At 51.8% G+C, this 25059-nt stretch carries 27 protein-coding genes, 1 other RNA gene and 1 other annotated feature; of the genes, 15 read left to right on the top strand and 13 right to left on the bottom strand.

The window, feature by feature from the left end; translation table 11 throughout:
- Positions 1-40: 40 nt before the first annotated feature.
- The gene (gene tesB, locus OGY06_RS08825) at positions 41-901 is read right to left on the bottom strand and encodes an acyl-CoA thioesterase II (protein ID WP_003831027.1); all 861 of its coding nucleotides are present in this window, start codon (positions 899-901) and stop codon (positions 41-43) included.
- A 212-nt stretch (positions 902-1113) separates the two neighbouring features.
- On the opposite strand from tesB, the gene OGY06_RS08820 reads away from it, so the two are divergent.
- Positions 1114-1683 (top strand): YbaY family lipoprotein, encoded by a 570-nt coding sequence (locus tag OGY06_RS08820; RefSeq protein WP_003021666.1) that lies wholly within the window; start codon positions 1114-1116, stop codon positions 1681-1683.
- 31 nt (positions 1684-1714) lie between these two features.
- Here the strand turns inward: OGY06_RS08820 and OGY06_RS08815 are convergent, their stop codons facing one another.
- Positions 1715-2026 carry an MGMT family protein gene (locus OGY06_RS08815; protein ID WP_003831028.1) on the bottom strand — a complete coding sequence of 104 codons (312 nt, stop codon included), beginning with the start codon at positions 2024-2026 and terminating at the stop codon, positions 1715-1717.
- A 162-nt stretch (positions 2027-2188) separates the two neighbouring features.
- On the opposite strand from OGY06_RS08815, the gene ffs reads away from it, so the two are divergent.
- The 3 genes from ffs (at position 2189) to OGY06_RS08800 (ending at position 2950) form a co-directional block, all read left to right on the top strand.
- Positions 2189-2285: signal recognition particle sRNA small type (ffs, locus tag OGY06_RS08810), an RNA gene on the top strand.
- Between the two features lie 198 nt (positions 2286-2483).
- Positions 2484-2735: a hypothetical protein gene (locus OGY06_RS08805; RefSeq protein WP_286605112.1), complete on the top strand. Its 252-nt coding sequence runs from the start codon at positions 2484-2486 to the stop codon at positions 2733-2735.
- Positions 2732-2950 carry a hypothetical protein gene (locus OGY06_RS08800; protein WP_003831030.1) on the top strand — a complete coding sequence of 73 codons (219 nt, stop codon included), beginning with the start codon at positions 2732-2734 and terminating at the stop codon, positions 2948-2950. Before OGY06_RS08805 ends, OGY06_RS08800 begins: the two co-directional genes overlap by 4 nt.
- A 59-nt stretch (positions 2951-3009) precedes the next feature.
- Here the strand turns inward: OGY06_RS08800 and yczR are convergent, their stop codons facing one another.
- Complete coding sequence (yczR, locus tag OGY06_RS08795; protein ID WP_286605109.1) at positions 3010-4437, bottom strand: MocR-like transcription factor YczR; 1428 nt, start codon at positions 4435-4437, stop codon at positions 3010-3012.
- An 86-nt stretch (positions 4438-4523) separates the two neighbouring features.
- Here yczR and yczE point away from each other — a divergent pair, with 86 nt between their 5' ends.
- Both yczE and OGY06_RS08785 read left to right on the top strand, forming a co-directional pair.
- Positions 4524-5153, top strand: a complete 630-nt coding sequence (yczE, locus tag OGY06_RS08790; RefSeq protein ID WP_286605107.1) for a membrane protein YczE — start codon at positions 4524-4526, stop codon at positions 5151-5153.
- 64 nt (positions 5154-5217) lie between these two features.
- Positions 5218-5571: a DUF1428 domain-containing protein gene (locus OGY06_RS08785; protein WP_286605105.1), complete on the top strand. Its 354-nt coding sequence runs from the start codon at positions 5218-5220 to the stop codon at positions 5569-5571.
- A gap of 51 nt (positions 5572-5622) precedes the next feature.
- Here OGY06_RS08785 and pdeB read toward each other — a convergent pair whose 3' ends face one another.
- Entirely contained in the window at positions 5623-7176 is a 1554-nt protein-coding gene (gene pdeB / locus OGY06_RS08780; protein ID WP_003831035.1) for a cyclic di-3',5'-guanosine monophosphate phosphodiesterase PdeB, read from the bottom strand.
- A 188-nt stretch (positions 7177-7364) separates the two neighbouring features.
- Between pdeB and OGY06_RS08775 the strand changes: the two genes are divergently transcribed.
- On the top strand, positions 7365-7625 hold the full coding sequence (locus tag OGY06_RS08775; RefSeq protein WP_003831037.1) for a type B 50S ribosomal protein L31: 261 nt from the start codon (positions 7365-7367) through the stop codon (positions 7623-7625).
- Position 7626: 1 nt separating this feature from the next.
- Positions 7627-7767 (top strand): type B 50S ribosomal protein L36, encoded by a 141-nt coding sequence (ykgO, locus tag OGY06_RS08770; protein WP_005125190.1) that lies wholly within the window; start codon positions 7627-7629, stop codon positions 7765-7767.
- 78 nt (positions 7768-7845) lie between these two features.
- Here ykgO and OGY06_RS08765 read toward each other — a convergent pair whose 3' ends face one another.
- The 6 genes from OGY06_RS08765 to acrA all read right to left on the bottom strand — a co-directional run bounded on the left by OGY06_RS08765 (position 7846) and on the right by acrA (position 14640).
- A complete protein-coding gene (locus tag OGY06_RS08765; protein ID WP_063941318.1) occupies positions 7846-8316 on the bottom strand; it encodes a YlaC family protein in 471 nt (156 codons plus the stop codon).
- 116 nt (positions 8317-8432) lie between these two features.
- Positions 8433-8984: a maltose O-acetyltransferase gene (maa, locus tag OGY06_RS08760; RefSeq protein WP_003835924.1), complete on the bottom strand. Its 552-nt coding sequence runs from the start codon at positions 8982-8984 to the stop codon at positions 8433-8435.
- 181 nt (positions 8985-9165) lie between these two features.
- Positions 9166-9384, bottom strand: coding sequence for a hemolysin expression-modulating protein Hha (gene hha, locus OGY06_RS08755; RefSeq protein ID WP_002892050.1), 219 nt, complete (start codon positions 9382-9384; stop codon positions 9166-9168).
- 27 nt (positions 9385-9411) lie between these two features.
- On the bottom strand, positions 9412-9786 hold the full coding sequence (gene tomB / locus OGY06_RS08750; protein ID WP_003021733.1) for an Hha toxicity modulator TomB: 375 nt from the start codon (positions 9784-9786) through the stop codon (positions 9412-9414).
- Positions 9787-10274: 488 nt separating this feature from the next.
- On the bottom strand, positions 10275-13424 hold the full coding sequence (acrB, locus tag OGY06_RS08745; protein WP_063941319.1) for an efflux RND transporter permease AcrB: 3150 nt from the start codon (positions 13422-13424) through the stop codon (positions 10275-10277).
- Between the two features lie 22 nt (positions 13425-13446).
- Complete coding sequence (acrA, locus tag OGY06_RS08740; protein WP_003831044.1) at positions 13447-14640, bottom strand: multidrug efflux RND transporter periplasmic adaptor subunit AcrA; 1194 nt, start codon at positions 14638-14640, stop codon at positions 13447-13449.
- Positions 14641-14781: 141 nt separating this feature from the next.
- On the opposite strand from acrA, the gene acrR reads away from it, so the two are divergent.
- Together acrR and mscK are read left to right on the top strand one after the other, a co-directional pair.
- Positions 14782-15432 carry a multidrug efflux transporter transcriptional repressor AcrR gene (gene acrR / locus OGY06_RS08735; protein WP_003831045.1) on the top strand — a complete coding sequence of 217 codons (651 nt, stop codon included), beginning with the start codon at positions 14782-14784 and terminating at the stop codon, positions 15430-15432.
- Between the two features lie 128 nt (positions 15433-15560).
- Positions 15561-18926, top strand: a complete 3366-nt coding sequence (gene mscK, locus OGY06_RS08730; RefSeq protein WP_003831046.1) for a mechanosensitive channel MscK — start codon at positions 15561-15563, stop codon at positions 18924-18926.
- Between the two features lie 39 nt (positions 18927-18965).
- Here mscK and OGY06_RS08725 read toward each other — a convergent pair whose 3' ends face one another.
- The 3 genes from OGY06_RS08725 to priC form a co-directional block, all read right to left on the bottom strand.
- Positions 18966-19889, bottom strand: a complete 924-nt coding sequence (locus OGY06_RS08725; RefSeq protein WP_286605102.1) for an Rpn family recombination-promoting nuclease/putative transposase — start codon at positions 19887-19889, stop codon at positions 18966-18968.
- Positions 19890-19958: 69 nt separating this feature from the next.
- Positions 19959-20126: a pleiotropic regulatory protein RsmS gene (gene rsmS, locus OGY06_RS08720; protein ID WP_065772037.1), complete on the bottom strand. Its 168-nt coding sequence runs from the start codon at positions 20124-20126 to the stop codon at positions 19959-19961.
- Positions 20127-20140: 14 nt separating this feature from the next.
- Complete coding sequence (gene priC, locus OGY06_RS08715; protein ID WP_175310247.1) at positions 20141-20668, bottom strand: primosomal replication protein N''; 528 nt, start codon at positions 20666-20668, stop codon at positions 20141-20143.
- Positions 20669-20737: 69 nt separating this feature from the next.
- On the opposite strand from priC, the gene OGY06_RS08710 reads away from it, so the two are divergent.
- The 5 genes from OGY06_RS08710 to recR all read left to right on the top strand — a co-directional run bounded on the left by OGY06_RS08710 (position 20738) and on the right by recR (position 24991).
- Positions 20738-21115, top strand: coding sequence for a DUF454 family protein (locus tag OGY06_RS08710; protein ID WP_032934350.1), 378 nt, complete (start codon positions 20738-20740; stop codon positions 21113-21115).
- Between the two features lie 193 nt (positions 21116-21308).
- Entirely contained in the window at positions 21309-21860 is a 552-nt protein-coding gene (gene apt, locus OGY06_RS08705; protein WP_003021759.1) for an adenine phosphoribosyltransferase, read from the top strand.
- Between the two features lie 210 nt (positions 21861-22070).
- Positions 22071-23999 carry a DNA polymerase III subunit gamma/tau gene (gene dnaX / locus OGY06_RS08700; RefSeq protein WP_003831049.1) on the top strand — a complete coding sequence of 643 codons (1929 nt, stop codon included), beginning with the start codon at positions 22071-22073 and terminating at the stop codon, positions 23997-23999.
- Positions 23332-23396 (top strand) — a sequence feature (DnaX frameshifting element). It overlaps the preceding gene by 65 nt.
- 57 nt (positions 24000-24056) lie before the next feature.
- Positions 24057-24386 carry a YbaB/EbfC family nucleoid-associated protein gene (locus tag OGY06_RS08695; protein WP_003021764.1) on the top strand — a complete coding sequence of 110 codons (330 nt, stop codon included), beginning with the start codon at positions 24057-24059 and terminating at the stop codon, positions 24384-24386.
- Positions 24386-24991: a recombination mediator RecR gene (gene recR / locus OGY06_RS08690; RefSeq protein ID WP_003831050.1), complete on the top strand. Its 606-nt coding sequence runs from the start codon at positions 24386-24388 to the stop codon at positions 24989-24991. Before OGY06_RS08695 ends, recR begins: the two co-directional genes overlap by 1 nt.
- Positions 24992-25059: the final 68 nt, after the last annotated feature.

Below are 25059 nucleotides of genomic sequence, written 5' to 3'. Positions count from 1 at the left end.
TGCCGGATGGCAACGCTTTTGCGCCACCATCCGGTAATTCTCAATTGCGATTACGCATTACCCCTTCCTGCACGGTAGAGGCGACCAGTACGCCGTCCTGGGTATAAAACTCCCCGCGTACAAAACCCCGGGCACCGGAGGCCGAAGTGCTCTCGACGTTATACAACAGCCACTCATTAATATTGAACGGACGGTGGAACCACATTGAATGGTCAATGGTGGCGATCTGAATCCCTTTCTCCAGAAAACCAATCCCGTACGGCTGCAGCGCAACAGGCAGGAAGTTCAGGTCTGAGGCATAACCCAGCAGATATTGATGGACGCGTAGATCGTCCTGCAGCTCGCCGTTTGCGCGGATCCATACCTGGCGCGCCGGAGGTGCGACGTGACCTTTTAAGGGGTTATGAAATTCAACCGGGCGCACTTCCAACGGACGATCGTTGATAAATTTTTCTTTCAACAGCGGCGGCAGTAAATGCGCCACTGAACGGGCAATTTCCGTTTCTGATTTCAGCTCATCGGGACCCGGCGCATCCGGCATGGTTTTCTGATGTTCAAATCCGTCTTCCGGTGCCTGGAAAGAGGCGGTCATGTAAAAAATGGGTTTACCATTCTGAATTGCGGCAACGCGGCGCGCGCTGAAGCTGTTACCATCACGCAAGACTTCAACATCATAGATGATGGGCTTTTGGCTATCGCCGGGGCGTAAAAAATAGCTGTGAAAAGAGTGGACCAGACGCTCTTCCGGTACGGTTTCTTTGGCGGCATACAGCGCCTGACCGACAACCTGTCCCCCAAAAACCTGACGCAACCCTAAGTCTTCACTTTGGCCCCGAAAGAGTCCTTCTTCAATTTTTTCCAGATTTAACAATGTCAGCAAATTTTTCAGCGCCAGACTCATACGTGCTCTCCAGGTTATATCGTTCTCGCAGCGAGGTAGGCAGAGTATAACGCAATTTTGAAAGTGGTCCGATGGGTGCAATTGTCTGAATTAAAGGCCTATTACAGGCAAAAACAGCTGTCTTGTGCCACACTTAGTCACGTTATGTTTTTGTTAACCACTCTTCTGGCGAGGAAAGTTCTCGCTGGTGCATAGATGATAAGGAGAATTTAATGAAACTCGTGCACATGGTAAGTGGTTTAGCGGTTGCGGTCGCTCTGGCGGCCTGTGCTGATAAAAGTGCAGATATTCAGACACCTGCGCCAAGCCCTAATACGTCAATTGCTGACACACAGTCTAAAATTCAACAGCCAAATGTTTCTGGTACGGTATGGATCCGCCAGAAAGTGGCCTTGCCACCCGATGCGGTGCTGACCGTCACGCTGTCAGATGCGTCGCTGGCCGATGCACCGTCAAAAGTGCTGTCGCAAAAAGCGGTCCGTACTGAAGGCAAGCAGGCGCCATTCAGCTTCGTATTACCGTTTAATCCAGCAGATATTCAGCCTAACGCTCGTATTCTGCTGAGTGCGGCAATTACGGTTAATGACAAACTGGTCTTTATTACTGATACCGTTCAGACGGTCATTAATCAGGGTGGTACAAAAGCTGACCTGACGCTGGTCCCTGTACAGCAAACGGCAGTACCGGTTCAGGCGAGCGGTGGGGCTGCCACCACGGTGCCGTCAACGTCACCAACCCAGGTGAATCCGTCTTCTGCCGTTCCTGCCCCCACGCAGTACTAAGGTAGTCGTAACCCTCTCCGCCTGGAGAGGGTTAGTACACCCAGCGATAACGCTGTAAATCGATCTGTCCGCTTCCAGAAACCACAATTCCCTCTGCCAGTAACGCCTGACGCTGCCGTTGCAGGTCGGGGCCGGTCAGCGAAATGGTACCATGGCGATTGACCACCCGATGCCAGGGCAGAGTGCTGCCTTCGGGGAGACGCTTAAGCACGCCGCCTACCTGGCGCGCAGCACGCGGCGAACCGGCAAGCCTGGCAACATCGCCATACGTGGTGACGAAACCTTCGGGGATTGACGCGACGATTTGCCAGACGCGTTGGGGGAAAGAGTCTTGTATATCCATCATTTATTCCTGCGCTAATCCTCCAGCATAATGCTGAATGGCGAAGGAGTGAAGCTGCATTGCACAAGAAAACAGCATCCGATGCTGGATGGGTTGCAATTACAGGGTGCAGCAGTGATAATGCGCCTGCGCGTTGGTTAACAACGCTCTCAATGGGGGCTCTGTTGGTTCTCCCGCAACACTACTCTGTTTACCAGGTCAGGTCCGGAAGGAAGCAGCCAAGGCAGATGACGTGTGTGCCGGGATGTAGCTGGCAGGGCCCCCACCCAATTCTGCCGTCCGGCAATTTCCCTTCTGCTTATCTTCTTTTCTTTGTCATCGTATTGTCATTTTATTGTCATCAAATGCTGTCAATGTGTTTCGGGGATGTTATTTGATGCTTTTGCCGCCGCCATCGCGCTGTAACGACAGGGTCTTACATTCGGTGTGTTTTGGCTGACCACAAGGATTTTCTACGATGTCGACCGCTGTATTGAATGTTAAAATTGATGAGGCGCTAAAAGAAAAGCTTCGCCATTACGCTGAAGTGCATAACGAAAATTTAAGTGTTGCGACGGAAAAACTGCTGCTGATTGCGTTTACCGCCGTTGAAGAGGCAGGAATCTCCGCTGAGGATATCGATAGCCAGCATACGGAAGAGTCCGTAGTTGAAGCACTGACTCCTAAAGAAATCAAAGCGTTGCGCAGACTACTGAAGAAGAAAAAATGAAACAACAACCGCTCTCAACCGCCTGTAATTACGGCGAAGCTTGTGAAATGCTGCGTTCCGGTTATGTGAAACATGTTCGTCTGAGCTGGAATGTCGGCAGCGATGAGTTCTTCCGTATTGCCTCCGACTGGTGTGATGCCGGGGCAAAAATTAAGAAAGACGGTGAGAATTTCGTAATTTCCCTGAAGGGATTCCCGGTTCCTCCTCAACAGTAATATTGCTGGGACTTCCTTGTCCATCACGGTATTCAATGGCGGGTCTTTTGACTCGTCGCTTAGATTATTTTACGCATTTTTCCGCTGCTGGCCTGCAATCGCAGGTTATCCCAAATGGGTTGCAACACTCTGAAAGCAGCACGCGCTGTGTCATCCGGTAACGTGAAGGGCATACGCAAAAAGCGATCGAATGCGCCATCAAGGCCAAACCGCGTACCGGTACCCAGCTGAATGCCTGCACTTTCGGCGCGAGTGGCAAAGAGCGTCGCCAGCGTATCGGGCAGTTCAACCCAGAAAGAGAGTCCTCCCTGTGGCTGGGTAAACTGCCATTCCGGGAAATGTGAGTTCATCAGGTCCGAGCACAGATCTCGCCGCGATGTGAGCAGGCGTCTTCTGTCAGGAAGAAAGTTAGGGGCGTTATCCAGCAGCCAACTGGTGGCGAGTTGTTCAAGCACCGGGGAGCCTAAATCGAAGGTGTCGCGGGTTTGTACCAGCGCCGCAATGGTTCGTGCCGACGCCCGGATCCAGCCCAGACGTAATCCCCCCCAAAAGCTTTTCCCGGCCGAACCCAATAGAATGATCGGCGCGTCGCGATTGAATGCGGCAAGTGGCGGCGGCGGCGGGGCGTCATACCACAGGTTCACCATCGTCTCATCGACCACCAGGGTAGTGCGGGTTCGTTCGGCAATATCCGCCACGACCTGGCGAGTTGCAGCGTCCATGCAACGCCCGGTCGGGTTGTGAAAGTCCGGCATCAGGTAGGCCATTCTCGGTGCGGTTTGCGCGAGGGTGGCGACCAGACCCGCGGTATCCCAACCGTGCTCGGGTAGCGACACGCCGACGGGGCGACAGGATGCGCCTTGAATCGCGGCAATCGCCAGCGGATAAGTAGGGTGATCTACCACTACGCGATCGCCGGGGCCGGTGAGCAAACGTAGGATCAGCGCCATGCCGCTGACAGCACCATTCACGACCATGATTTCATCGGGCTGCGTCGGGAGCCCGCGATCGCAATAATGCTGAGCGATGGATTCACGCAATACCGACAGTCCCTGTGGCAGATACCCGGAACTCAACAGATGCTGTGGCATGGCGAACAGCGCCTGTTGGTAAGCCTGATGAATTTCGGGTCCGGCACTTAGCGCCGCCGTGGACAAATCAAGTGCTGTGCCGGTACTGGTCCGGGTTGGCACATGGCGAATATGTTCCGGCAGGATCACCCGTGAGCCGCTACCATGACGGCTTTCCAGATATCCCTCTTCACGCAGTTGCGCCATAGCGCTGGCGACGGTAGTTCGACTTACTTGCAGAACGACGGCGAGCTCGCGTTCACCTGGTAAACGGCTATCCAGCGCCAGTCGACCATCGAGAATAAGCAGACGTAACGCTTCTGCCAGCTGTCGCCAGATGGGCGTTCGCGAGGGGCTTTCCAGCCAGTGTCCGAGCAGGCGTTGCAAAGACTGACTTCCATAACGGCGAGATGACATAGCAGTCCACTTTTTGAAAACTGGACATTAATCATAGTGCCAATTGCGGTGAAGATGAAAGTTATCCGAGAGTGGGAGGGAAATGCATGCTGCGTCGTTTACTTCAGTTATATATCGGGCTGGTGCTGTACGGTGTATCGACGGCGATGTTTGTCCGTGCTGATTTAGGAGCCGATCCTTGGAACGTGTTTCACCTTGGTGTAGCCAATTTATTGTCAATGAATATCGGCGTGGTGATTATTGCCGTGGGCGTGTTGGTGCTGCTGGTGTGGATACCGCTGCGCCAGCGTCCTGGCTTTGGCACGTTGAGTAACGTGATTATGATCGGGCTGGCGGCAGATGCCGCGCTGCTGGTGATTCCTGGATTTGAATCTCTGCTGGCGCGCAGCGGGCTGCTGGTGTCAGCGGTAATATTGAATGCGTTAGCAACCAGCCTGTACATTGGCGCCGGTTTTGGCGCCGGTCCGCGTGATGGTCTGATGACCGGTATCCACGCGCGTACCGGCTGGCCAGTACGACGAATTCGAACCGCAATCGAAGTGTCGGTGCTGCTTATCGGTTGGCTGCTGGGTGGAACCGTGGGAGTTGGTACGGTGCTGTATGCCTTGGCTATCGGACCGTTGATTCAGCTTTGCCTGCCGTGGTTTCGGCATCAGCCGCAGTCGCGTACGCGTATCAGGAATGCGCCTGGGGCGCGATCGCCTGGTGGCGACTAAACTTAACCTCGACTGACGCGGCCGGAATCGGCTTGCCGCGCAGTACACTTCGGAGGTTTTTCTCATGAAGTATGTTGATGGCTTTGTGGTTGCCGTACCCGCTGAAAACAAGGAGGCGTACATTGCGATGGCGGCAAAAGCAGCTCCGCTTTTCAAGGAGTTCGGTGCATTGCGCGTGGTGGAGTGCTGGGCAGATGATGTCCCCGACGGCAAATTGACCGATTTTCGCATGGCTGTGAAAGCGCAGGATCATGAAGAAGTGGTATTCAGCTGGATTGAATATCCATCCAAAGAGGTCCGCGATGAGGCGAATCAGAAGATGATGTCCGATCCCCGTATGAAGGAATTCGGTGAATCTATGCCATTTGATGGCAAGCGAATGATCTACGGTGGATTTGCGCCCATTATGGAAGAGTGATGTGACTGGCTGTGCGGCGTGCCGCCAGCCATCTCAACATCAACAGCCATGTTAAAGCCGTTTTTCTGCCCACAGAATAAATTCCGCTTTCGGCAGCGCTTTGCTGTAAAGCCAACCCTGACCGTACTGCACGCCGTGCTTGCGTAGCCAGGTTTCCTGATTCTCGGTTTCGATACCTTCCGCCACCATCTCAAGTTTCAGCGTTTTCGCTATCTCGATGATATGCGGCGTGACGTTGTTGTACTCCAATGCATCAACGAACGATTTGTCTATCTTCAGGATGTCTACATCCAGATCCTGCAAATAGCTCAGGCTGGAATAGCCGGTACCAAAGTCATCAATATAGATTGAATGACCCGCCTGACGGTATTTGGCAATAAACGGCGCGCTGTTTTTTGGGTCGGCAAATTCGCGTTCAGTTAGCTCCAGCGCGATTTGCGCAGGCTTAAGCTGCCAGCGGTTCACCTTCTGGCTTAACAGGGCAGGAAGCGTTTCGGAGGACAGATCGGCTGACTCTAGGTTGATGGATATATGCTGCTCCGGATGCTGACGCAGCCATTTGCCTAAATCTTCAAATACGCTTTCAATAATCAACCGGGTGAGGGACTCTGTCAGCCCGGTTTCATGCGCCAGCGCGACGAAGACTTCCGGCGACAGATAGCTTCCGTCGGCCTGCTGCCAGCGAGCCAGCGCCTCTGCCCCAACCACTTTCCCCGTTTTGAGCGAGATAATTGGTTGGTAGTGGACTTTGATGTCCCGATGCTGGATAGCGTCCTGCAACTGGTGATGGGGCGACTGTAAGCGGCGCAAAATACGCAAAACAAAGGCGGCGGTGAGCAAGCCGATAAGAATGCCTGCCGGGAGCCAGATCAGTGCCTGCCGGTGCCAGGTTTTTTGTAACGGCAGGGTAGATGCCCAGGTTACGATCGTGATACCCAACTCAGGAAAGGGGCGGGCGTTATAAATGCTGCCATCTTTTTTAAAATGAGTAATCGATCGTTCTTGCTGTACATGCTGTAAAACGTCCGATGGCAAATCGGCGCTACTGGCAACCACGACGTTGCGCACGGTGCCAATGATAGTCACTTCAATCGGCCATGAGCCAAACGGGATGACGTCAATGAAAGAACCCGGATCGACCATCACAACATAATGTTCGCTCCCTAATGCTGCCATAAAACGCTTGATGCCCAAATCATTTTGCGTGGTAAGCCATGCGCGATATCCATCAGGCGTGACTTTCATTGCGGGTGGAAATGCGTCAGCCTGGCTTCTTTTTTCCAGAGATGAGCATTGCGGAACGTTATCTTTGAGGTACAGCACTTCCTGAATATAGCGATAGCTATATGACAAACGACGCATTTCCAGCAGATGCTCTTCACTACAAGGCACCCCCTGAAATGCTTCAATATGGCGCAATGCTTTTTTCGCCTGCTCGCCTACGCGTTCCGTACGTAATGCGACCCGCGTTGAGAACATGTCGAGCTCATCGATAAATTTCGTTTCGACCTGACGATGTGCCAGCCACAGGCTTAAACCTACAGGCGCGAGGATGGAAAGGAACAGTACCCCAGTCACCAGGCTTATCAGATGTCGTGTTGTCACAGTGATATCCTTATTTACACAGCGTAGGGAAAGTATATCCGAAACCCCAAAAAGCTATTCGATTGGCATCATATATTTACGGCCACTTATCATCCCGTTTGACTCCCTATAGCGTAAATCAGGTTGTGGTTAGTACAAGAGTGGTGTATTTTGTTAGATATGTTATAACGTAACAAATTGAGGTTGCCATGAAATCGGATATTCATCCTTTTTACCGTACCGTGGTGTTTCACGATACCAGTGCCAATGAATTCTTTAAGGTCGGTTCGACCATCAAGACTGAGCGTGAGATTGAGTTTGAGGGGAAAATGTACCCGTACGTGACCCTTGATATCTCTTCCAAATCGCATCCGTACTATACCGGGAAACAAAAAACCTTTGATAATGAAGGCAGTGCAGCACGTTTCCAAAAACGTTTTGGTCATTTTATTGGCGTTAAGCGGGGTTAAAATGCAGGTACTCAATTCACTTCGCAGCGCAAAACAGCGCCATCCTGACTGCCAGATAGTAAAACGCAAAGGGCGTTTGTATGTTATCTGCAAAACGAATCCGCGCTTTAAAGCAGTACAGGGGCGTAAAAAAAGACGTTAGTTTCTTTGCCAGCATTTCAGGGATTAAAGTGCGTTACCTTCGCAGGAACGCACTTTTTTTATCTGTGCTGAGATGCCGTTACTGGCTGTTCTGGGCGCGGGTAAGCGTAAAGACATCGTAAAACGAGAGTTCGCCTTTGCGCGATATCATCTTTTGCAGCTGCGCTTTATGTTCGCTGTCCACGGACGGTGAGTGCAGGATGGTATCAATGAGTGAGGAGGGGACAAAGCGCGTGTTGTACCATTCTCCGTTATAGCAAACTCTAAAATCCAGAACGTCGATATCTTCAAAGCGGTATCGTGGCGCAACGTCGAAAAAGAAAAAGCCGTTGAGTACAACGAACAGTACCACCAGCAGCCATACTGAATCGACTAACGTTTCTGACTGTAGCATCACCGCCAGCGTGGCAAACCACGCAACATACATGCCGATAAACAGCCCTGGGTGTTTGCGAATAAAGCTGATGCTAAAGCGCGGTTTGTTGTCGCGCTTCTCGCGAATATTTAAGTCGTCGATTGTTTCAGTAAGCAGGCGCTGTATTTCTGTCATCTCTTGCCTTCGTGATATCTGCAAAATTCAGGAGGGATCGCCCTATTTTAAAAGGGGATACCCTTTGAAGAAAGTAACAGATTAACCGCAATTTAGCATAACAGTTACATTTTAGATTACAGCGTTTTGATGATTCTTGCGGGATTGCCCCCAACCACGGTGTTTGCCGGAACGCTTTTAGTGACCACTGCGCCTGATGCCACAACCACGTTATCGCCCAGCGTGACGCCGGGATTGATCACTGCACGGCCACCTATCCAGACATTATTGCCGATAGTCACGGGCTTTCCGAATTCCAGGCCGCTGTTACGCTCGGTAGCATCCAGCGGATGGGTCGCGGTATAGATATGAACGCCAGGTGCCAGCATGCAGTTGTCGCCAATATGAATTGGACAGACGTCGAGCATAACGCAGTCGAAATTAGCGTAAAAGTCTTTACCAAGATAGATGTTATAACCGTAATCACAACGGAAAGAGGGTTCAATATAGGCCCCCTCACTCTGACCTAACAGATCATGCAGGATTGCCTGGCGCTCATTTTTTTCATCGGGAGCGGTGAGATTGTAGCGATGGATCAACTGACGAGCGCGTAGTCGGTCACTGCGCAGCGTTTCATCAGCCGGGCGATAGTATTCGCCGGCGATCATTTTTTGCTTTTCATTACGCATTACGAATTCCCTGTGTACTGAAGGTTATTTCAGCACAGTAAAACGTAATGCAGAAAAGGGGAACGTTCCCGCTTCTTTGCTGTGATCATAGTCACGCGATTTGAATTAAATAACCATTGTAAATACGAAAATGGTCAGCCAGACAACGGTACCGCTATACCTGACTTAACCTTGAGTGCAATTAGCGAATGAATTTCCAAACAGAAGTTGGAATCTTGTCGTAAAGCTTATTCATGGTCAATTCAGCAAGGCGATGATCTGCTGCTGAGTAAAATACAGCCAGTTCGTTGTCGGACAATTCATATTTATTTTTTTCAATAACGCGCTCTAGCGTATCAATTGTCTGGCAACGTCGCAGGCGCATCAAATAATCTGTTTTAGTTAATGGTTTATCGGACATAACTCTTACCTATGATTGTAATAATTTTTAACAAGACAAACTAACAGGATTAGCCCTGGTGGCATTGACAAAACAGCGAAACAGTCGATTACCTGACTTCCGCCATTTCTGCAGATCCTGCGTATTAATACCATAACTGCTGAACAACATAAAAGTGTCATCCAGGTATTCATCTATCTGCGCGATCAGCTTATTGTCCTCATTGTACTTAATTTTATAATTAAGTGCGAAGGTTGCAATATGCTCTATCAGTTCATTGAGCTGCAAGCTGGTTGCAGAGGTAGGGTCATTAACCCAGCCATGGTTACTTTGTTCAAGGTTTGCAAGACAGTCATGATACAGAGTTTCGCAGAGAAATTTAAGCTGCGCGATATCATGTCTTTTGGGTGAGTATTCATCCATAACGCATCCCCTTCTTAGTGGTTTAAACTAACCGAACACCTTTCGGGATGGATACAACAACTACCTGGAACTTGCCCGCGACTCCTGATGATTTAACTATAATCTACTCTAAAAAAGATTTCATCGTCATATCACGAAAAATTACAATTATGTAAAATTATGATGCTACGTCATTTTTACATTTTAACAGATAAATGCCGCTATTCGAAATGGGACAATTTCTTTATTCTTCGGGCAATCATCGGGTTATCTTGTTTAGGTTTAGCAACGAAAGGCAACAACCGACAATGTGAACCAGTGGATAGGAATAATCTTAATATTTATTAAAGTAAATAAGAACTCTCGCTGTTTTTTTAAGAATAGCCTTTAAGGCTGCAAGGATTATATCGCTTATTTATCCGATAGAAAATAAACGGAATGGCAATAAGTGATTTTTATGATTTTTTCAGAAAAAAGGCCGCTTGCGCGGCCTTATCTTTAGAGATGTATCAATGATGCTCTACTGAGTGGCTATGCTCAATATCTTCATTTTTGCGGCTAAAGCGGCGGCGTACCACCACAAAGAACACCGGAACAAAGAAGATAGCCAACACGGTAGCCGTCACCATCCCGCCCATTACGCCAGTACCAACGGCGTTCTGTGCACCGGAACCTGCGCCGGAGCTGATGACCAGCGGCATTACGCCCAGAATAAAGGCCAGTGACGTCATCAGGATTGGACGTAAACGCATGCGTACTGCGTCCAGCGTCGCCTCTATCAGACCTTTACCCTCTTTATCCATCAAGTCTTTGGCGAATTCGACGATAAGTATCGCGTTCTTCGCCGATAACCCAATGGTTGTGAGCAGGCCTACCTGGAAGTAAACGTCGTTGGTCAGGCCGCGGAACGTTGCTGCCAGCAATGCACCGATAACACCCAGCGGTACCACCAGCATTACGGAGAACGGAATTGACCAGCTCTCATACAACGCTGCCAGACACAAGAACACGACGATCAGTGAAATGGCATACAGGGCAGGGGCCTGGTTGCCGGACAGTCGTTCCTGGTAGGACATACCGGTCCAGTCATAACCGATACCGGAAGGCAGTTTGCTGGCCAGTTGCTCCATCATTGCCATGGCTTCACCGGTACTTTTACCCGGAGCGGCCTGGCCTAAGATTTCCATGGAAGGCAAACCGTTATAGCGTTCCAGACGCGGTGAACCGTATTCCCAACGTGAGGTAGAGAAGGCGGAGAACGGTACCATCTGTCCATCGCTGCCGCGGACATACCAGTTTCCAATATCTTCCGGCAACATACGGTATTTCGCTTCAGACATGACGTAAACTTTCTTCACACGACCACGGTCGATGAAGTCATTCACGTAGCTTCCGCCCCATGCTGCACCCAGCGTTGTATTAATATCACTAATGGAAACGCCCAGAGCCTGCGCTTTTTCCTGATCGATATCGATCTTGAACTGCGGCGTATCTTCCAGACCGTTAGGACGTACGCCGACCAACAGATCAGGATGCTTCGCGACTTCACCAAACAGCTGGTTACGCGCCTGAGTCAGCTTCTCATGACCTAAACCTGCCTGGTCAATCAACTGGAAGTCGAAACCGGTCGCGGTCCCTAACTCCACAATCGCTGGCAGGTTAAAGGCAAAGACCATAGCGTCTTTAATCTGCGAGAATGCGCCCATCGCACGTTGAGTAATCGCCTCAACCTTGTTCTCTTCGCCTGGACGTTCACTCCAGTCTTTCAGAGAAACGAACGCGATACCGGTGTTCTGACCACGACCTGCAAAACCGAAACCGTTAACGGCAAACACCGATTCAACGTTCGCTTTTTCCTTGGTCAGGTAGTAATCCGTCATTTCGTCCAGCACCTTCTGGGTACGCTCTTGCGTTGCACCCGCTGGCAGCTGAGCCATAGAAAGGAATACCCCCTGGTCTTCATCTGGCAGGAACGAACTTGGCAGACGAACGAACAGATAGGCCATGCCCACGACGATGATCAGATACAGCGCCAGATAACGACCGGTGCTGCGCAGAATACCGCCCACGCTATCGGTGTAATGATGCGTGCTCTTATCGAACATGCGGTTAAACCAGCCGAAGAAGCCTTTTTTGCCTTCTCCGTGATCGCCTTTAGCAATCGGTTTGAGCATGGTCGCACACAGGGCAGGGGTCAGAATCAATGCCACCAGTACAGACAACGCCATCGCAGAAACAATGGTGATGGAGAACTGACGGTAAATTGCACCGGTAGAACCACCGAAGAACGCCATTGGGATAAATACCGCTGACAGTACCATCGCGATACCGACCAGTGCGCCCTGAATCTGGCCCATCGATTTACGCGTTGCTTCCTTCGGCGGTAGTCCTTCCTCAGCCATTACACGTTCAACGTTCTCGACCACAACGATGGCGTCATCCACCAGCAGGCCGATGGCGAGTACCATCCCGAACATCGTCAGGGTGTTTATCGAGAAGCCGAAAATCGCAAGGACGGCAAACGTACCCAAGAGCACCACCGGCACGGCGATAGTCGGAATCAGCGTCGCGCGGAAGTTCTGCAGGAACAGATACATTACCAGGAACACGAGGATGATTGCTTCCGCCAGCGTTTTTACTACTTCGTGAATAGAGATTTTCACGAACGGCGTGGTGTCATATGGGTAAACGATCTTCAGACCTGACGGGAAGAACGGCTCCATCTTCTTCAGTTCTTCGCGGATAGCGTTTGCTGTATCCAGGGCGTTAGCACCTGTCGCCAGCTTGATACCCAGACCGGATGCCGGTTTACCGTTGAACTTCGCAATGATGTCGTAGTTCTCACCGCCCAGTTCCACTTTCGCCACGTCACGCAGACGAACCTGGGAACCATCCTGATTCACTTTCAGCAGAATTTTGCTGAACTCATCAGCGGAGGTCAGACGGGTTTGCGCGATGATTGACGCGTTAAGCTGCTGGCCTTTAACCGGTGGCGTACCACCTAACTGACCGGCTGCAACTTGGGCGTTCTGCGCCTTGATGGCGCTGATTACATCAACCGGCGTCAGCTGGAAGTTGTTCAGTTTGTTCGGATCCATCCAGATACGCATCGCGTACTGAGAACCAAACAGCTGAACATCACCCACGCCAGAAGTACGGCTAATAGCGTCCTTCATGTTGGCGCCAACGTAGTCGGAAATATCCTCCTGCGTCATGGTGCCGTTGGTGTTGATAACACCGACAACCATCAGGAAGCTACTGGATGACTTCTCAACGCTAACCCCTTGCTGCTGTACTTCCTGCGGCAGCAACGGCATGGCCAGCTGCAGTTTGTTCTGCACCTGAACCTGCGCGATATCCGCATCAGTACCAGACTGGAAGGTTAGGGTGATCTGCACGGTACCCGTGGAGTCACTGTTAGAGGACATGTACATCAGGTTATCGATACCGTTCATGTTCTGTTCGATAACCTGCGTAACAGTATCCTGTACTGTTTTGGCATCAGCGCCAGGGTAGGTCGCGGAGATCGTCACTGCTGGCGGTGCAATAGTCGGATATTGCGCTACCGGCAATTTGAGGATCGCGAGCCCCCCTGCCAACATGATGATAATGGCGATCACCCACGCAAATATTGGGCGATCGATAAAGAAATTAGGCATGTCTTAACGGCTCCTGTTTAAGTTAAGACTTGGACTGTTCAGGCTGGCTACCGCTTTGGCCTTGCTGGTTGTTATCAGCGGTGATTTCCTGCGCTTTTACCTGCGCGCCAGGACGTACTTTCTGCAGCCCAGTAACAATCACGCGGTCGCCCGGCTTAAGTCCATCAGTGACTAACCATTTGTCGCCAATCGCTTGTGCGGCGACAATTTGGCGAGTTTCAACTTTGTTGTCTGCACCGATAACCAATGCACTGGCATCGCCACGCGGTGTACGGGTAACGCCTTGCTGCGGAACCAGTAATGCAGTTGGGTTAATCCCTTCTTCCAGACGTGCACGGACGAACATACCCGGCAGTAAGGTGTGATCCGGGTTAGGGAAGATGGCGCGTAACGTAATCGATCCGGTGGTTTGATCAACCGTCACATCAGAAAACTCCAGCGTGCCGGACTGCGGGAATTTAATGCCGTCATTGGTTACCAGTTCGACTTTCGCTTTGCCGTTCTCTTGCTTCAGCGTGCCGTTGGCCAGCTCTTGTTTCAGGCGCAGGAAGTCGTTGCTTGACTGCGTTACGTCCACGTAGATCGGGTCCAGCTGCTGAACGGTCGCCAGTGCGGTCGCTTGACCGTTTTGCACCAGAGCCCCTTCCGTAACGGATGATTTACCAATGCGGCCGCTGATCGGCGACGTCACTTTGGTATAGGCCAGATTGATGCGTGCTGTTTCTACCGCGGCTTTCGCGGCAACAACGGCGGCGTTTGCCTGCTGTGCGTCTGCCAGCGCGCTATCGTAATCCTGTTGACTGATGTACTTAGTACCCAGCAGTTTCTGATAACGTTTAACCGTCAGTTGAGCGATATTTGCTGCGGCTTGTGCTTTGGCCAGATCGCCTTTTGCGCTTTCGTAAGCGGCCTGGTAAGTCGCAGGATCAATCTGATAGAGAGATACACCCGCTTCGATGTCACCACCTTCGGTGAAATTACGCTTCAGGATAATACCGCTAACCTGAGGGCGAACTTCTGCGATGCGAAACGCACTGGTGCGACCCGGAAGCTCGGTTGTTATCTGTAGAGGTTCAGTTTTGAGTGTAACAACTCCAACCTCTGGCATCTGCTGGCCCCCTTGTTGGGCCTGTTTGTCGTCACATCCTGTTAGCGCTAAGCTGCCTGAGAGCATCAGAACGACTGCCAGAGGCGTTAACCCTCTGTTTTTGTTCATATGTAAACCTCGAGTGTCCGATTTCAAATTGATCAATGGCTTAAAGCCCATAAACCCATTGCTGCGTTTATATTATCGTCGTGCTATGGTACATACATTCACAAATGTATGTAAATCTAACGCCTGTAAATTCACTGACATATGGCACGAAAAACCAAACAACAAGCACAGGAAACACGACAGCATATTCTCGATGTTGCTCTGCATTTGTTTTCGCAACAAGGGGTATCATCCACCTCGCTTGCGGAGATCGCAAAAGCCGCTGGTGTCACGCGCGGCGCGATTTATTGGCATTTCAAAAACAAGTCGGATTTATTCAGTGAAATCTGGGAGCTAGCAAAACCTAACATTGATGAGTTAGAGACTGAGTATCAGGCAAAATTCCCCGACGATCCACTATCAGTATTAAGAGAAATTTTAATTTACGTTCTTGAAGCTACCGTGACAGAAGAACGCCGACGTTTGTTGCTGGAAATTATATTCCACAAATGCGAATTTGTCGGGGAAATGGCCTCTGTTCAGTTAGCTCAACGCCATCTTTGTATTGAAAATTACGATCGTATCGAACAAACATTGCGGCACTGTATGGATGCCAATATGCTGCCGGAAAACCTGAACACCCGTCGCGTGGCGGTCCTGTTGCGTAGCTACATTACCGGAATCATAGAAAACTGGTTATTTGCCCCCGAATCGTTTGATCTGAAAAAAGAAGCTCGGGAATACGTGGCTGTGCTGCTGGAGATGTGCCTTATGTGCCCAACTCTGCGGCTTGGCGTGGCGGAAATCCACTAAACGTTTTGGGCCTGTACCAGGAATTCTCCTGGTCGTTTTGCCTGCTGCTATTCTGCCGGTCACAGCCGTGATATTCTTGCCGCTTGACTATTTTCGGTCACTTTTCCGGTTCAGAAACGTTCATTCTCATGACTATGTTGCAGCTCTATAAACGTTCACAGCATCTTATTGCTATTACCATTCTTTTCTTCATTCTCTTGCTATCTTGCCAGTCGTCTGCTTTTGCGCGGGCGCAACAGAGTGGTGAACTGCCGACGAAAGCGGATATTCAGAGCCAACTGGACGCGCTGAGTAAACAAAAAGATCTCTCCGCGCAGGATAAGCTGGTCCAACAGGATCTCATCGATACCATCGCCACGTTGGATAAAATCGATCGCGTGAAAGATGAGACCGTACAGCTTCGCCAGAAAGTTGCCCAGGCACCGGAGAAAATGCGTCAGGCGACGGATGCGTTAAATTCGCTCAGTGATGTTGATAACGACGATGAAACGCGAAAAACGCTGAGTACACTCTCCTTACGACAGCTTGAGTCGCGCGTGGCACAGGTTTTGGATGACCTGCAAAGTGCGCAAAACGATCTTGCCGCTTACAACAGCCAACTGGTGTCGCTCCAGACGCAGCCAGAGCGTGTGCAGAATGCGATGTACACCGCGTCGCAGCAAATGCAGCAAATCCGCAATCGACTCGATGGCACCAATGTGGGAGAGGCGGCGTTACGCCCGAGCCAGCAGGTGTTGCTGCAGGCGCAGCAGGCGCTGCTGAATGCGCAGATCGACCAACAGCGTAAGAGCCTGGAAGGCAATACTGTTTTGCAGGATACCTTGCAAAAACAACGTGACTACGTAACAGCTAACAGTAACAGGCTTGAACATCAGCTCCAGCTTCTGCAAGAAGCGGTGAACAGCAAACGACTGACGTTAACCGAAAAGACGGCTCAGGAAGCGGTAACGCCGGATGAAGCCGAGCGTATTCAGTCAAATCCGTTAGTGAAGCAGGAACTGGATGTTAACCATCAGCTAAGTCAGCGCCTGATTGCCGCGACCGAAAACGGCAACAACCTAATGCAGCAGAATATCAAAGTCAAAAACTGGCTTGACCGCGCGCTGCAATCCGAACGCAATATTAAAGAACAGATCGCTGTCCTGAAAGGCAGTCTGCTGCTGTCGCGTATTCTGTATCAGCAACAACAAACACTGCCGTCGGCGGATGAACTTGCCGATATGACTAACCGGATCGCTGATTTGCGTCTGGAACAGTTTGAGATTAACCAGCAGCGCGATGCGCTATTCCAGAACGATGCGTTTGTCGCCAAACTGGAAGAAGGGCACAGCAACGAAGTGAATGGTGAAGTCCATGATGCCCTGCTGCAGGTTGTGGATATGCGCCGTGAACTGTTGGATCAGCTGAACAAGCAGCTGGGCAACCAGTTGATGATGGCGATTAACCTGCAAATCAATCAACAGCAGCTAATGAGCGTGTCGAAGAACCTGAAAGGGATCCTCACGCAGCAAATCTTCTGGGTTAATAGTAACCGTCCGATGGACTGGGACTGGATCAAAGCCTTCCCGCAAACGCTCAAAGACCAGTTTAAGTCGATGAAAATCACAGTGAACTGGGAAAAAGCCTGGCCAGCGGTCTTTATTGCGTTCCTGGCGGGCCTGCCGCTGCTGCTTATTGCCGGGTTAATCCGCTGGCGTTTGAAATGGCTGAAAGAGTATCAGGCGAAATTAGCCGCCGCAGTAGGGAATCTGCGTAATGACAGTCAGCTCAATACGCCAAAAGCGATACTGATCGATCTGATCAGAGCGTTGCCGGCGTGCCTGATTATCCTCGCCGTGGGCCTGATTCTGCTTACCATGCAGTTGAATATCAGCGACCTGCTGTGGGCGTTCAGTAAGAAGATGACAGTCTTCTGGCTGGTGTTTGGTCTGTGCTGGAAGGTGCTGGAAAAAGATGGCGTGGCGATACGTCATTTTGGCATGCCAGCGCAGCAGACCAGCCACTGGCGCCGCCAGATCGTGCGTATTAGCCTGGCGCTGTTGCCGCTTAACTTCTGGTCGGTCATTGCTGAACTGTCGCCGCTTAATTTGATGGACGATGTGCTGGGTCAGGTAGTTATTTTCCTCAACCTGCTGCTGATCGCCTTCCTGGTATGGCCAATGTGCCGCGAAAGCTGGCGTGACAAAGAGTCACATGGCCTGCGTCTGGTCACTATTACCGTCCTCTCAATTATCCCGATTGCATTAATGGTGCTGACGGCGACAGGGTATTTCTACACCACGTTGCGCCTGGCCGGCCGTTGGATTGAAACGGTCTATCTGGTTATCCTTTGGAACCTGCTGTATCAGACGGTACTGCGTGGATTGAGTGTGGCGGCACGTCGTATCGCCTGGCGCCGTGCCTTAGCGCGTCGTCAGAACCTGGTGAAAGAAGGGGCGGAAGGAGCCGAGCCGCAGGAAGAACCGACCATTGCGCTTGAGCAGGTTAACCAGCAAACGCTGCGTATAACAATGCTGGTGATGGTTGCCCTGTTTGGTATTCTGTTCTGGGCAATTTGGTCCGATCTAATCACCGTGTTCAGTTATCTCGATAGCATTACGCTCTGGCATTACAACGGCACCGAAGCGGGAGCTGCGGTGGTGAAAGACGTCACCATGGGCAGTCTGCTGTTTGCGGTTATTGCCTCAATGGTCGCGTGGGCGCTGATCCGTAACTTACCCGGCCTGCTGGAAGTGCTGGTGCTGTCGCGACTGAAGATGCGTCAGGGTGCTTCGTATGCGATCACCACGATCCTTAACTACGCGATCATCGCCATCGGCGCGATGACGGTCTTCGGATCGCTCGGTGTTTCATGGGATAAGCTACAGTGGCTGGCAGCAGCCCTGTCGGTTGGTCTTGGTTTTGGCTTGCAGGAAATCTTCGGTAACTTTGTTTCGGGTCTGATTATTCTGTTTGAACGCCCGGTCCGCATCGGCGATACCGTGACTATCGGTACGTTCTCAGGAACGGTCAGCAAGATCCGTATCCGTGCCACCACTATTACCGACTTCGATCGCAAAGAGGTGATCATCCCGAACAAAGCATTTGTGACGGAGCGTTTGATCAACTGGTCGCTTTCCGATACCACCACGCGTCTGGTGATCCGCATCGGCGTGGCCTACGGTTCGGATCTGGATAAAGTGAAGAAAGTGCTGCTGCAGGCGGCGATGGAACACCCGAAAGTGATGCACGATCCAGAGCCTGCAGTGTTCTTTACCGCCTTCGGCGCCAGCACGTTGGATCATGAACTGCGTTTATACGTGCGTGAACTGCGCGATCGTAGCCACACGGTTGATGAACTGAACCGTGCGGTCGATCGTTTGTGCCGTGAAAACGACATTGATATCGCCTTTAACCAGCTCGAAGTGCACCTGCATAACGCGAAAGGTGATACCGTGACCGAGGTTAAGCGTGACATCATTAAAGGTGATGATCCGACGCCTTCGGTAGGTTAAGTTGCAATCAGGGCGGCATATTTGCCGCCCTGATTGCATTTAGTGCGCCAGCGCGACCAGTTCTTCCTGCGTCAGGCCTGTAAGGTGCGTAATCAGCTCCAGTTCCAGGCCGCGGGCGAGCATTTTTTGTGCGATATTACGCGCTTCAACCTGCCGACCTTCTTCTAACCCTTTTTCCAGCCCTTGTTGTATGCCTTCCACTCTGCCTTTTTCTTCCAACCATTCGGCAATCGTCATCAGCTGTTCCTTGTACTGTGGCGCACTCTGCGCCAGATGGCGGACAAGTACGCCGGGTTCCGTGGTATTTCCTGCTTTAAGCATGTAATTAATCAAAACGTCGATTTGATATTCTGTCAGATGCTCTTGTGTTAAGAGTGTGACCAGTTGATCCAATAGCTCACTCAGATCCCGTCGACGAATATGTTTTTGCAGGAGTTCCAGCATCGCTACCCGTTGATGCTGCAAGATCTGATTATCTGGCATTACGGTCAGGTCTACCAGTGTAAATTCATTGCCGTAAAGCGCTTTCGCAAGCTTTGGTTCGCTAAACAGGTGATGCCAGTTAAGGGTATAAGGCCACGGACTTTCCATACCATGGTAAAACAGGATAGGAACGACCAGAGGTAATGTCTTATGCCCGGCGTTAAGATGGTGTTGCATGGCGGCAATTGCGTAGCACATCAGGCGAAAGGCCATGAATTTATCGGGCTTACTCTGATGTTCAATCAGTGCGTAAACGTAGCTGGGTCCATGTGTTGTTTGCAGGGAATAGAGGATATCTGAATAGCTGGTATGTAAATCGTCCTCAATAAAGCTGCCTGATTCCAGCGTTAATGTATCCATATCGCATATATTGAGAAATGCTTCAGGCAAATGGATCTGCAAAAAATCTCGGGCAACCTCCTTTTGCGTCAGCATTTGCCGAAAGACCGCGTCGTGGGGTGTGGTGGGGAGTCGTTCCATGATCTGTCCGTTATCGTCGTGATGTTGCGACGACTCTGACACCGAAGCCAATGGCAGACCAGAGGGCAATTAATCAGTTTGCGAGGTGCCTTCCGCAGTTTTAAGTTTGTTTTCATAATCACGCATGACGATCTCCAGCGCGCGTAGCACTGTTCGTGCTGGTAGCTGATTTTCCTCAAGTAAAACAATCAAATCGACGGCCAGTTTGACCTCGTCCGGGGCGTTCTCTAATGACATAAATTCTCCGGGGATTAACGGGTTAAACGCGCCAGCACGTTTTCTATTCTTGCCAGAGCATGGCGACAACGCGCCAGTCGCGCCTCGAATGCTTCTACTTCACGATGCAGTTTTTGCTGTTCTTCAAAGCCGGTAGCCTGAGCCAGACGCTCTTTGCGTTCACGCGTCATTTCAACCAGACGGCGTTCAAATTCCTGATGTTGGACCCGCTTGCGCTGCCAGCGCGCCAGACCTGGAGAAGCGCTGTCCCACTCTCGAAGGGACCAACTGGCGGTTTCACGTGAAATCGCCTCTAACTGTGAAGCAAGGTGTTCCGCAAGCCAGGTGATTTGCGGGAGTTGCTGCTGCTCAACGGCACGACGCAGGGCAGTAAGATTATCGTCAGCCTCATCCAGACAAGCCTGCAGCAACGTGCTGCGCGTGTGAAACAGATGCCTGTCAAAGCGGGCGCTAAGCGTTGTGTGATGCGCCAGCGGAGCACAACGCTGTCGCAGGCGGTTAAGCTGGTTTTCGAGCGTCTGTAACAGCATGGCGGTTTTCACAACAACACTCCGATGAAAATGAGAACCGTTATGCTAAAGTAGCGATTCTCTGTGTTAAGTACTCATATTATGCAACGCATTATTCTAATCATCATTGGCTGGATAGCGGTAGTGCTAGGTACGCTGGGCGTTGTATTGCCTCTGTTGCCGACGACGCCGTTTATACTGCTGGCAGCCTGGTGTTTTGCCCGCTCATCGCCGCGTTTTCACGACTGGTTGCTTTACCGTTCGTGGTTCGGCGGGTATTTGCGCCACTGGCAAAAACACCGTGCGATGCCGCCGGGAGCAAAACCGCGCGCTGTTTTGTTGATCCTGGTGACGTTTGGTATTTCACTGTGGCTGGTCAATATGATGTGGGTGCGCGGCCTGCTGCTGGTTATTCTTGCCTGTTTACTGATTTTTATGTGGCGGATTCCGGTGATTGATGAAAAACAACAAAAGCAGTAAAGCGCAATAATCGCTGTTGCAATTGTCTCTCACAGCCAGTAAATTCGACCGTTTTCGAGCACAGGCGCAGGTGGTCAAAGGTTAAGCAAGTGTAACCTTGGCTCTTATATAGACACAAAATCATTCAAGATACGTCGAGGATGACGTGTTTAGTGCGCCGTGAAGTAATACTGTATTAATCAGGCACAAACTTATGACCGCGACAGCACAGCAGCTTGAGTTTCTCAAAAATAGCATCAAAAGCATCCACGACTACCCAAAACCGGGCATTCTCTTTCGTGATGTCACCAGTTTACTGGAAGACCCGAAAGCCTACGCCCTCAGCATTGAATTGCTGGTTGAACGCTACAAAAATGCGGGTATCACTAAAGTGGTTGGCACCGAAGCGCGTGGCTTCCTGTTTGGCGCGCCGGTAGCGTTGGGTCTGGGCGTCGGCTTTGTTCCGGTACGCAAACCCCGTAAGCTTCCGCGTGAAGTTATTGCTGAGACCTATGAGCTGGAATACGGCACCGATCAGCTGGAAATCCACGTTGATGCCATCAAACCTGGCGATAAAGTGCTGGTTGTGGACGACCTGCTGGCAACTGGCGGCACGATTGAAGCGACTGTGAAGCTGATCCGCCGTCTGGGTGGTGAAGTTACCGATGCTGCTTTTATCATTAACCTGTTTGATCTGGGCGGCGAACAGCGTCTGGAAAAACAGGGGCTTACCTGTTATAGCCTGGTTCCATTCCCGGGCCACTAATTTAGGGCTATCTTTTTTGCCATTTTGGCCCCGGTCAGTGCTCGAAATCCTCACGTACTGCGTGTACGCTCCGGTTTCTGTGCGCTGCCCGAAACCAAACTGACTGCAACGATAACGCCCGAATATAACGTGTCAACCTCGCCGTCGCTGCGAGGTTGTGTTAGCATTATCCCCCTGTGAATCCACCCTCCAGCCTTTCAGAGCCTGCCAATGAGTTATCAGGTCTTAGCCCGAAAATGGCGCCCACAAACCTTTGCTGACGTCGTCGGCCAGGAACATGTGCTGACGGCACTGGCGAACGGCTTGTCGTTAGGGCGTATTCATCATGCTTATTTGTTTTCCGGCACCCGTGGCGTCGGGAAAACCTCTATCGCCCGTTTGCTGGCGAAGGGATTAAACTGTGAAACCGGCATCACCGCCACGCCGTGTGGCGTGTGCGATAATTGCCGGGAAATCGAGCAGGGGCGTTTTGTCGATCTGATTGAAATCGACGCCGCCTCGCGCACCAAAGTCGAAGACACCCGTGACCTGCTGGATAACGTCCAGTATGCGCCTGCGCGTGGTCGCTTTAAGGTCTACTTGATCGATGAAGTGCACATGCTGTCGCGCCACAGTTTTAACGCCTTGCTGAAAACGCTCGAAGAGCCGCCCGCGCACGTTAAGTTCCTGCTGGCGACTACCGATCCGCAGAAGCTGCCGGTGACTATCCTGTCGCGCTGTCTGCAATTCCATCTTAAAGCGTTGGATGTCGAACAGATTCGCCATCAGCTTGAGCATATCCTCAAAGAAGAGCATATCGCCCATGAACCACGTGCACTGCAACTGCTGGCTCGCGCCGCGGACGGTAGCTTGCGTGATGCGCTGAGCCTGACCGATCAGGCGATCGCCAGCGGCGATGGCCAGGTCTCGACCGAGGCGGTCAGCACTATGCTCGGCACGCTGGACGACGACCAGGCGCTCTCGCTCGTTGAAGCGGTTGTGGCTGCGGACGGCGAACGCGTGATGGCGCTGGTAAACGACGCCGCTGCGCGCGGTATCGAATGGGAAGCGCTGCTGGTTGAGATGTCGGCTTTGCTGCATCGTATTGCCATGGTTCAGCTTTCGCCTGCCGCGCTCGGCAGCGATATGGCCGCCATTGAACAGCGAATGCGTGAACTGGCGCGAATTGTTCCACCAACCGATGTGCAGCTTTACTACCAAACTTTGTTAATCGGGCGCAAGGAACTGCCATATGCGCCGGACAGGCGAATGGGCGTCGAAATGACGCTGCTGCGTGCGCTGGCTTTTCATCCGCGCATGCCGCTCCCTGAACCTGAAGTTCCACGACAGTCGTTTGCCCCGGTCGCACCCACTGCGGTGATGACCCCGACGCAGGTGCAGCAGCAGCCTGCGCCTGCACAACAGCAACAGAATGTGCCGCTCTCCGATGCCACCAGTCAGGTGTTGGCGGCGCGTAGCCAGTTGCAACGCGCTCAGGGAGCAACCAAAGCAAAAAAGAGTGAACCGGCAGCCGCTTCCCGCGCGCGGCCGGTGAATAATGCTGCGCTGGAAAGACTGGCTTCGGTGTCGGAACGTGTTCAGGCGCGTCCGGCGGTCTCTGCGCTGGAAAAAGCACCGGCGAAGAAAGAAGCGTATCGCTGGAAAGCGACCAATCCTGTTGCAGAAGTTAAAGAAGTCGTTGCCACGCCGAAAGCGCTGAAAAAAGCGCTTGAGCATGAAAAAACGCCGGAACTGGCGGCAAAGCTTGCGGCTGAAGCCATTGAACGCGACCCGTGGGCCGCCCAGGTGAGTCAGCTCTCGCTGCCTAAACTGGTGGAGCAGGTGGCGCTTAATGCCTGGAAAGAAGAGAATGGCAACGTAGTTTGCCTGCATCTGCGTTCCACGCAGCGACACCTAAATTCCAGCGGTGCGCAGCAAAAACTGGCCGAAGCTCTGAGTTCCTTAACGGGGTCAACGGTTGAATTGACCATCGTTGAAGATGATAATCCAGCGGTGCGTACGCCGCTGGAGTGGCGTCAGGCCATTTATGAAGAGAAGCTCGCGCAGGCGCGTGAGTCGATTATTGCGGATAATAACATCCAGACGCTGCGTCGTTTTTTCGATGCGGAGCTGGACGAAGAGAGTATTCGCCCCATTTGATCGTCAGCCTAATGGTTTGACGGTCGTCATCCCTTAACGTGATTGAGAGAGAAGCCTATGTTTGGTAAAGGCGGTCTGGGTAACCTGATGAAACAGGCCCAGCAGATGCAAGAAAAAATGCAGCAGATGCAGGAAGAAGTCGCCAAGCTGGAAGTGACCGGCGAATCTGGCGCGGGTCTGGTAAAAGTGACCATTAACGGCGCGCACAACTGCCGTCGCGTGGAGATCGATCCAAGCCTGCTGGAAGACGACAAAGAGATGCTGGAAGATCTGGTTGCTGCGGCATTCAACGACGCGGCGCGTCGCATTGAAGAGACGCAGAAAGAGAAGATGGCCTCTGTTTCCTCCGGAATGCAGCTGCCGCCTGGCTTTAAGATGCCGTTCTGATGCAAACCAGCCCGCTGTTAACTCAGCTTATGGAAGCACTGCGCTGTCTGCCCGGCGTTGGCCCGAAGTCGGCGCAGCGCATGGCGTTCACGCTACTTCAGCGCGATCGCAGCGGCGGGATGCGTCTGGCACAGGCGTTAACGAAGGCAATGTCGGAAATCGGCCACTGTGCCGATTGCCGCACCTTCACAGAACAAGACGTCTGCAACATTTGCTCGAACCCGCGTCGCCAGGAAAATGGTCAGATTTGTGTGGTGGAGAGTCCGGCGGACATCTACGCCATTGAGCAAACCGGGCAGTTTTCCGGACGTTACTTCGTGCTGATGGGACACCTGTCGCCGCTGGACGGTATTGGCCCTGATGATATCGGGCTGGATCGTCTCGAACAGCGACTGGAGTCTGAGCAAATCAACGAACTGATCCTGGCGACCAATCCCACGGTCGAAGGAGAGGCGACCGCCAACTATATTGCTGAGCTTTGCATGCAATATGGCGTTGAAGCCAGCCGTATCGCCCATGGCGTTCCGGTAGGCGGCGAGCTGGAAATGGTCGATGGCACTACGCTGTCGCACTCTCTGGCAGGACGACACAAGATTAAATTCTGAACAAACGGAGGCCGCGACGGCGGCTTCCGCTTGAAATCCTTCCCGCTTGTCCCCATTTCACCCTCAAC

Source organism: Citrobacter sp. Cpo147 (assembly GCF_030332405.1).
Classification (GTDB): domain Bacteria; phylum Pseudomonadota; class Gammaproteobacteria; order Enterobacterales; family Enterobacteriaceae; genus Citrobacter; species Citrobacter portucalensis.
This window is presented reverse-complemented; position numbering and strand designations above follow the sequence as displayed.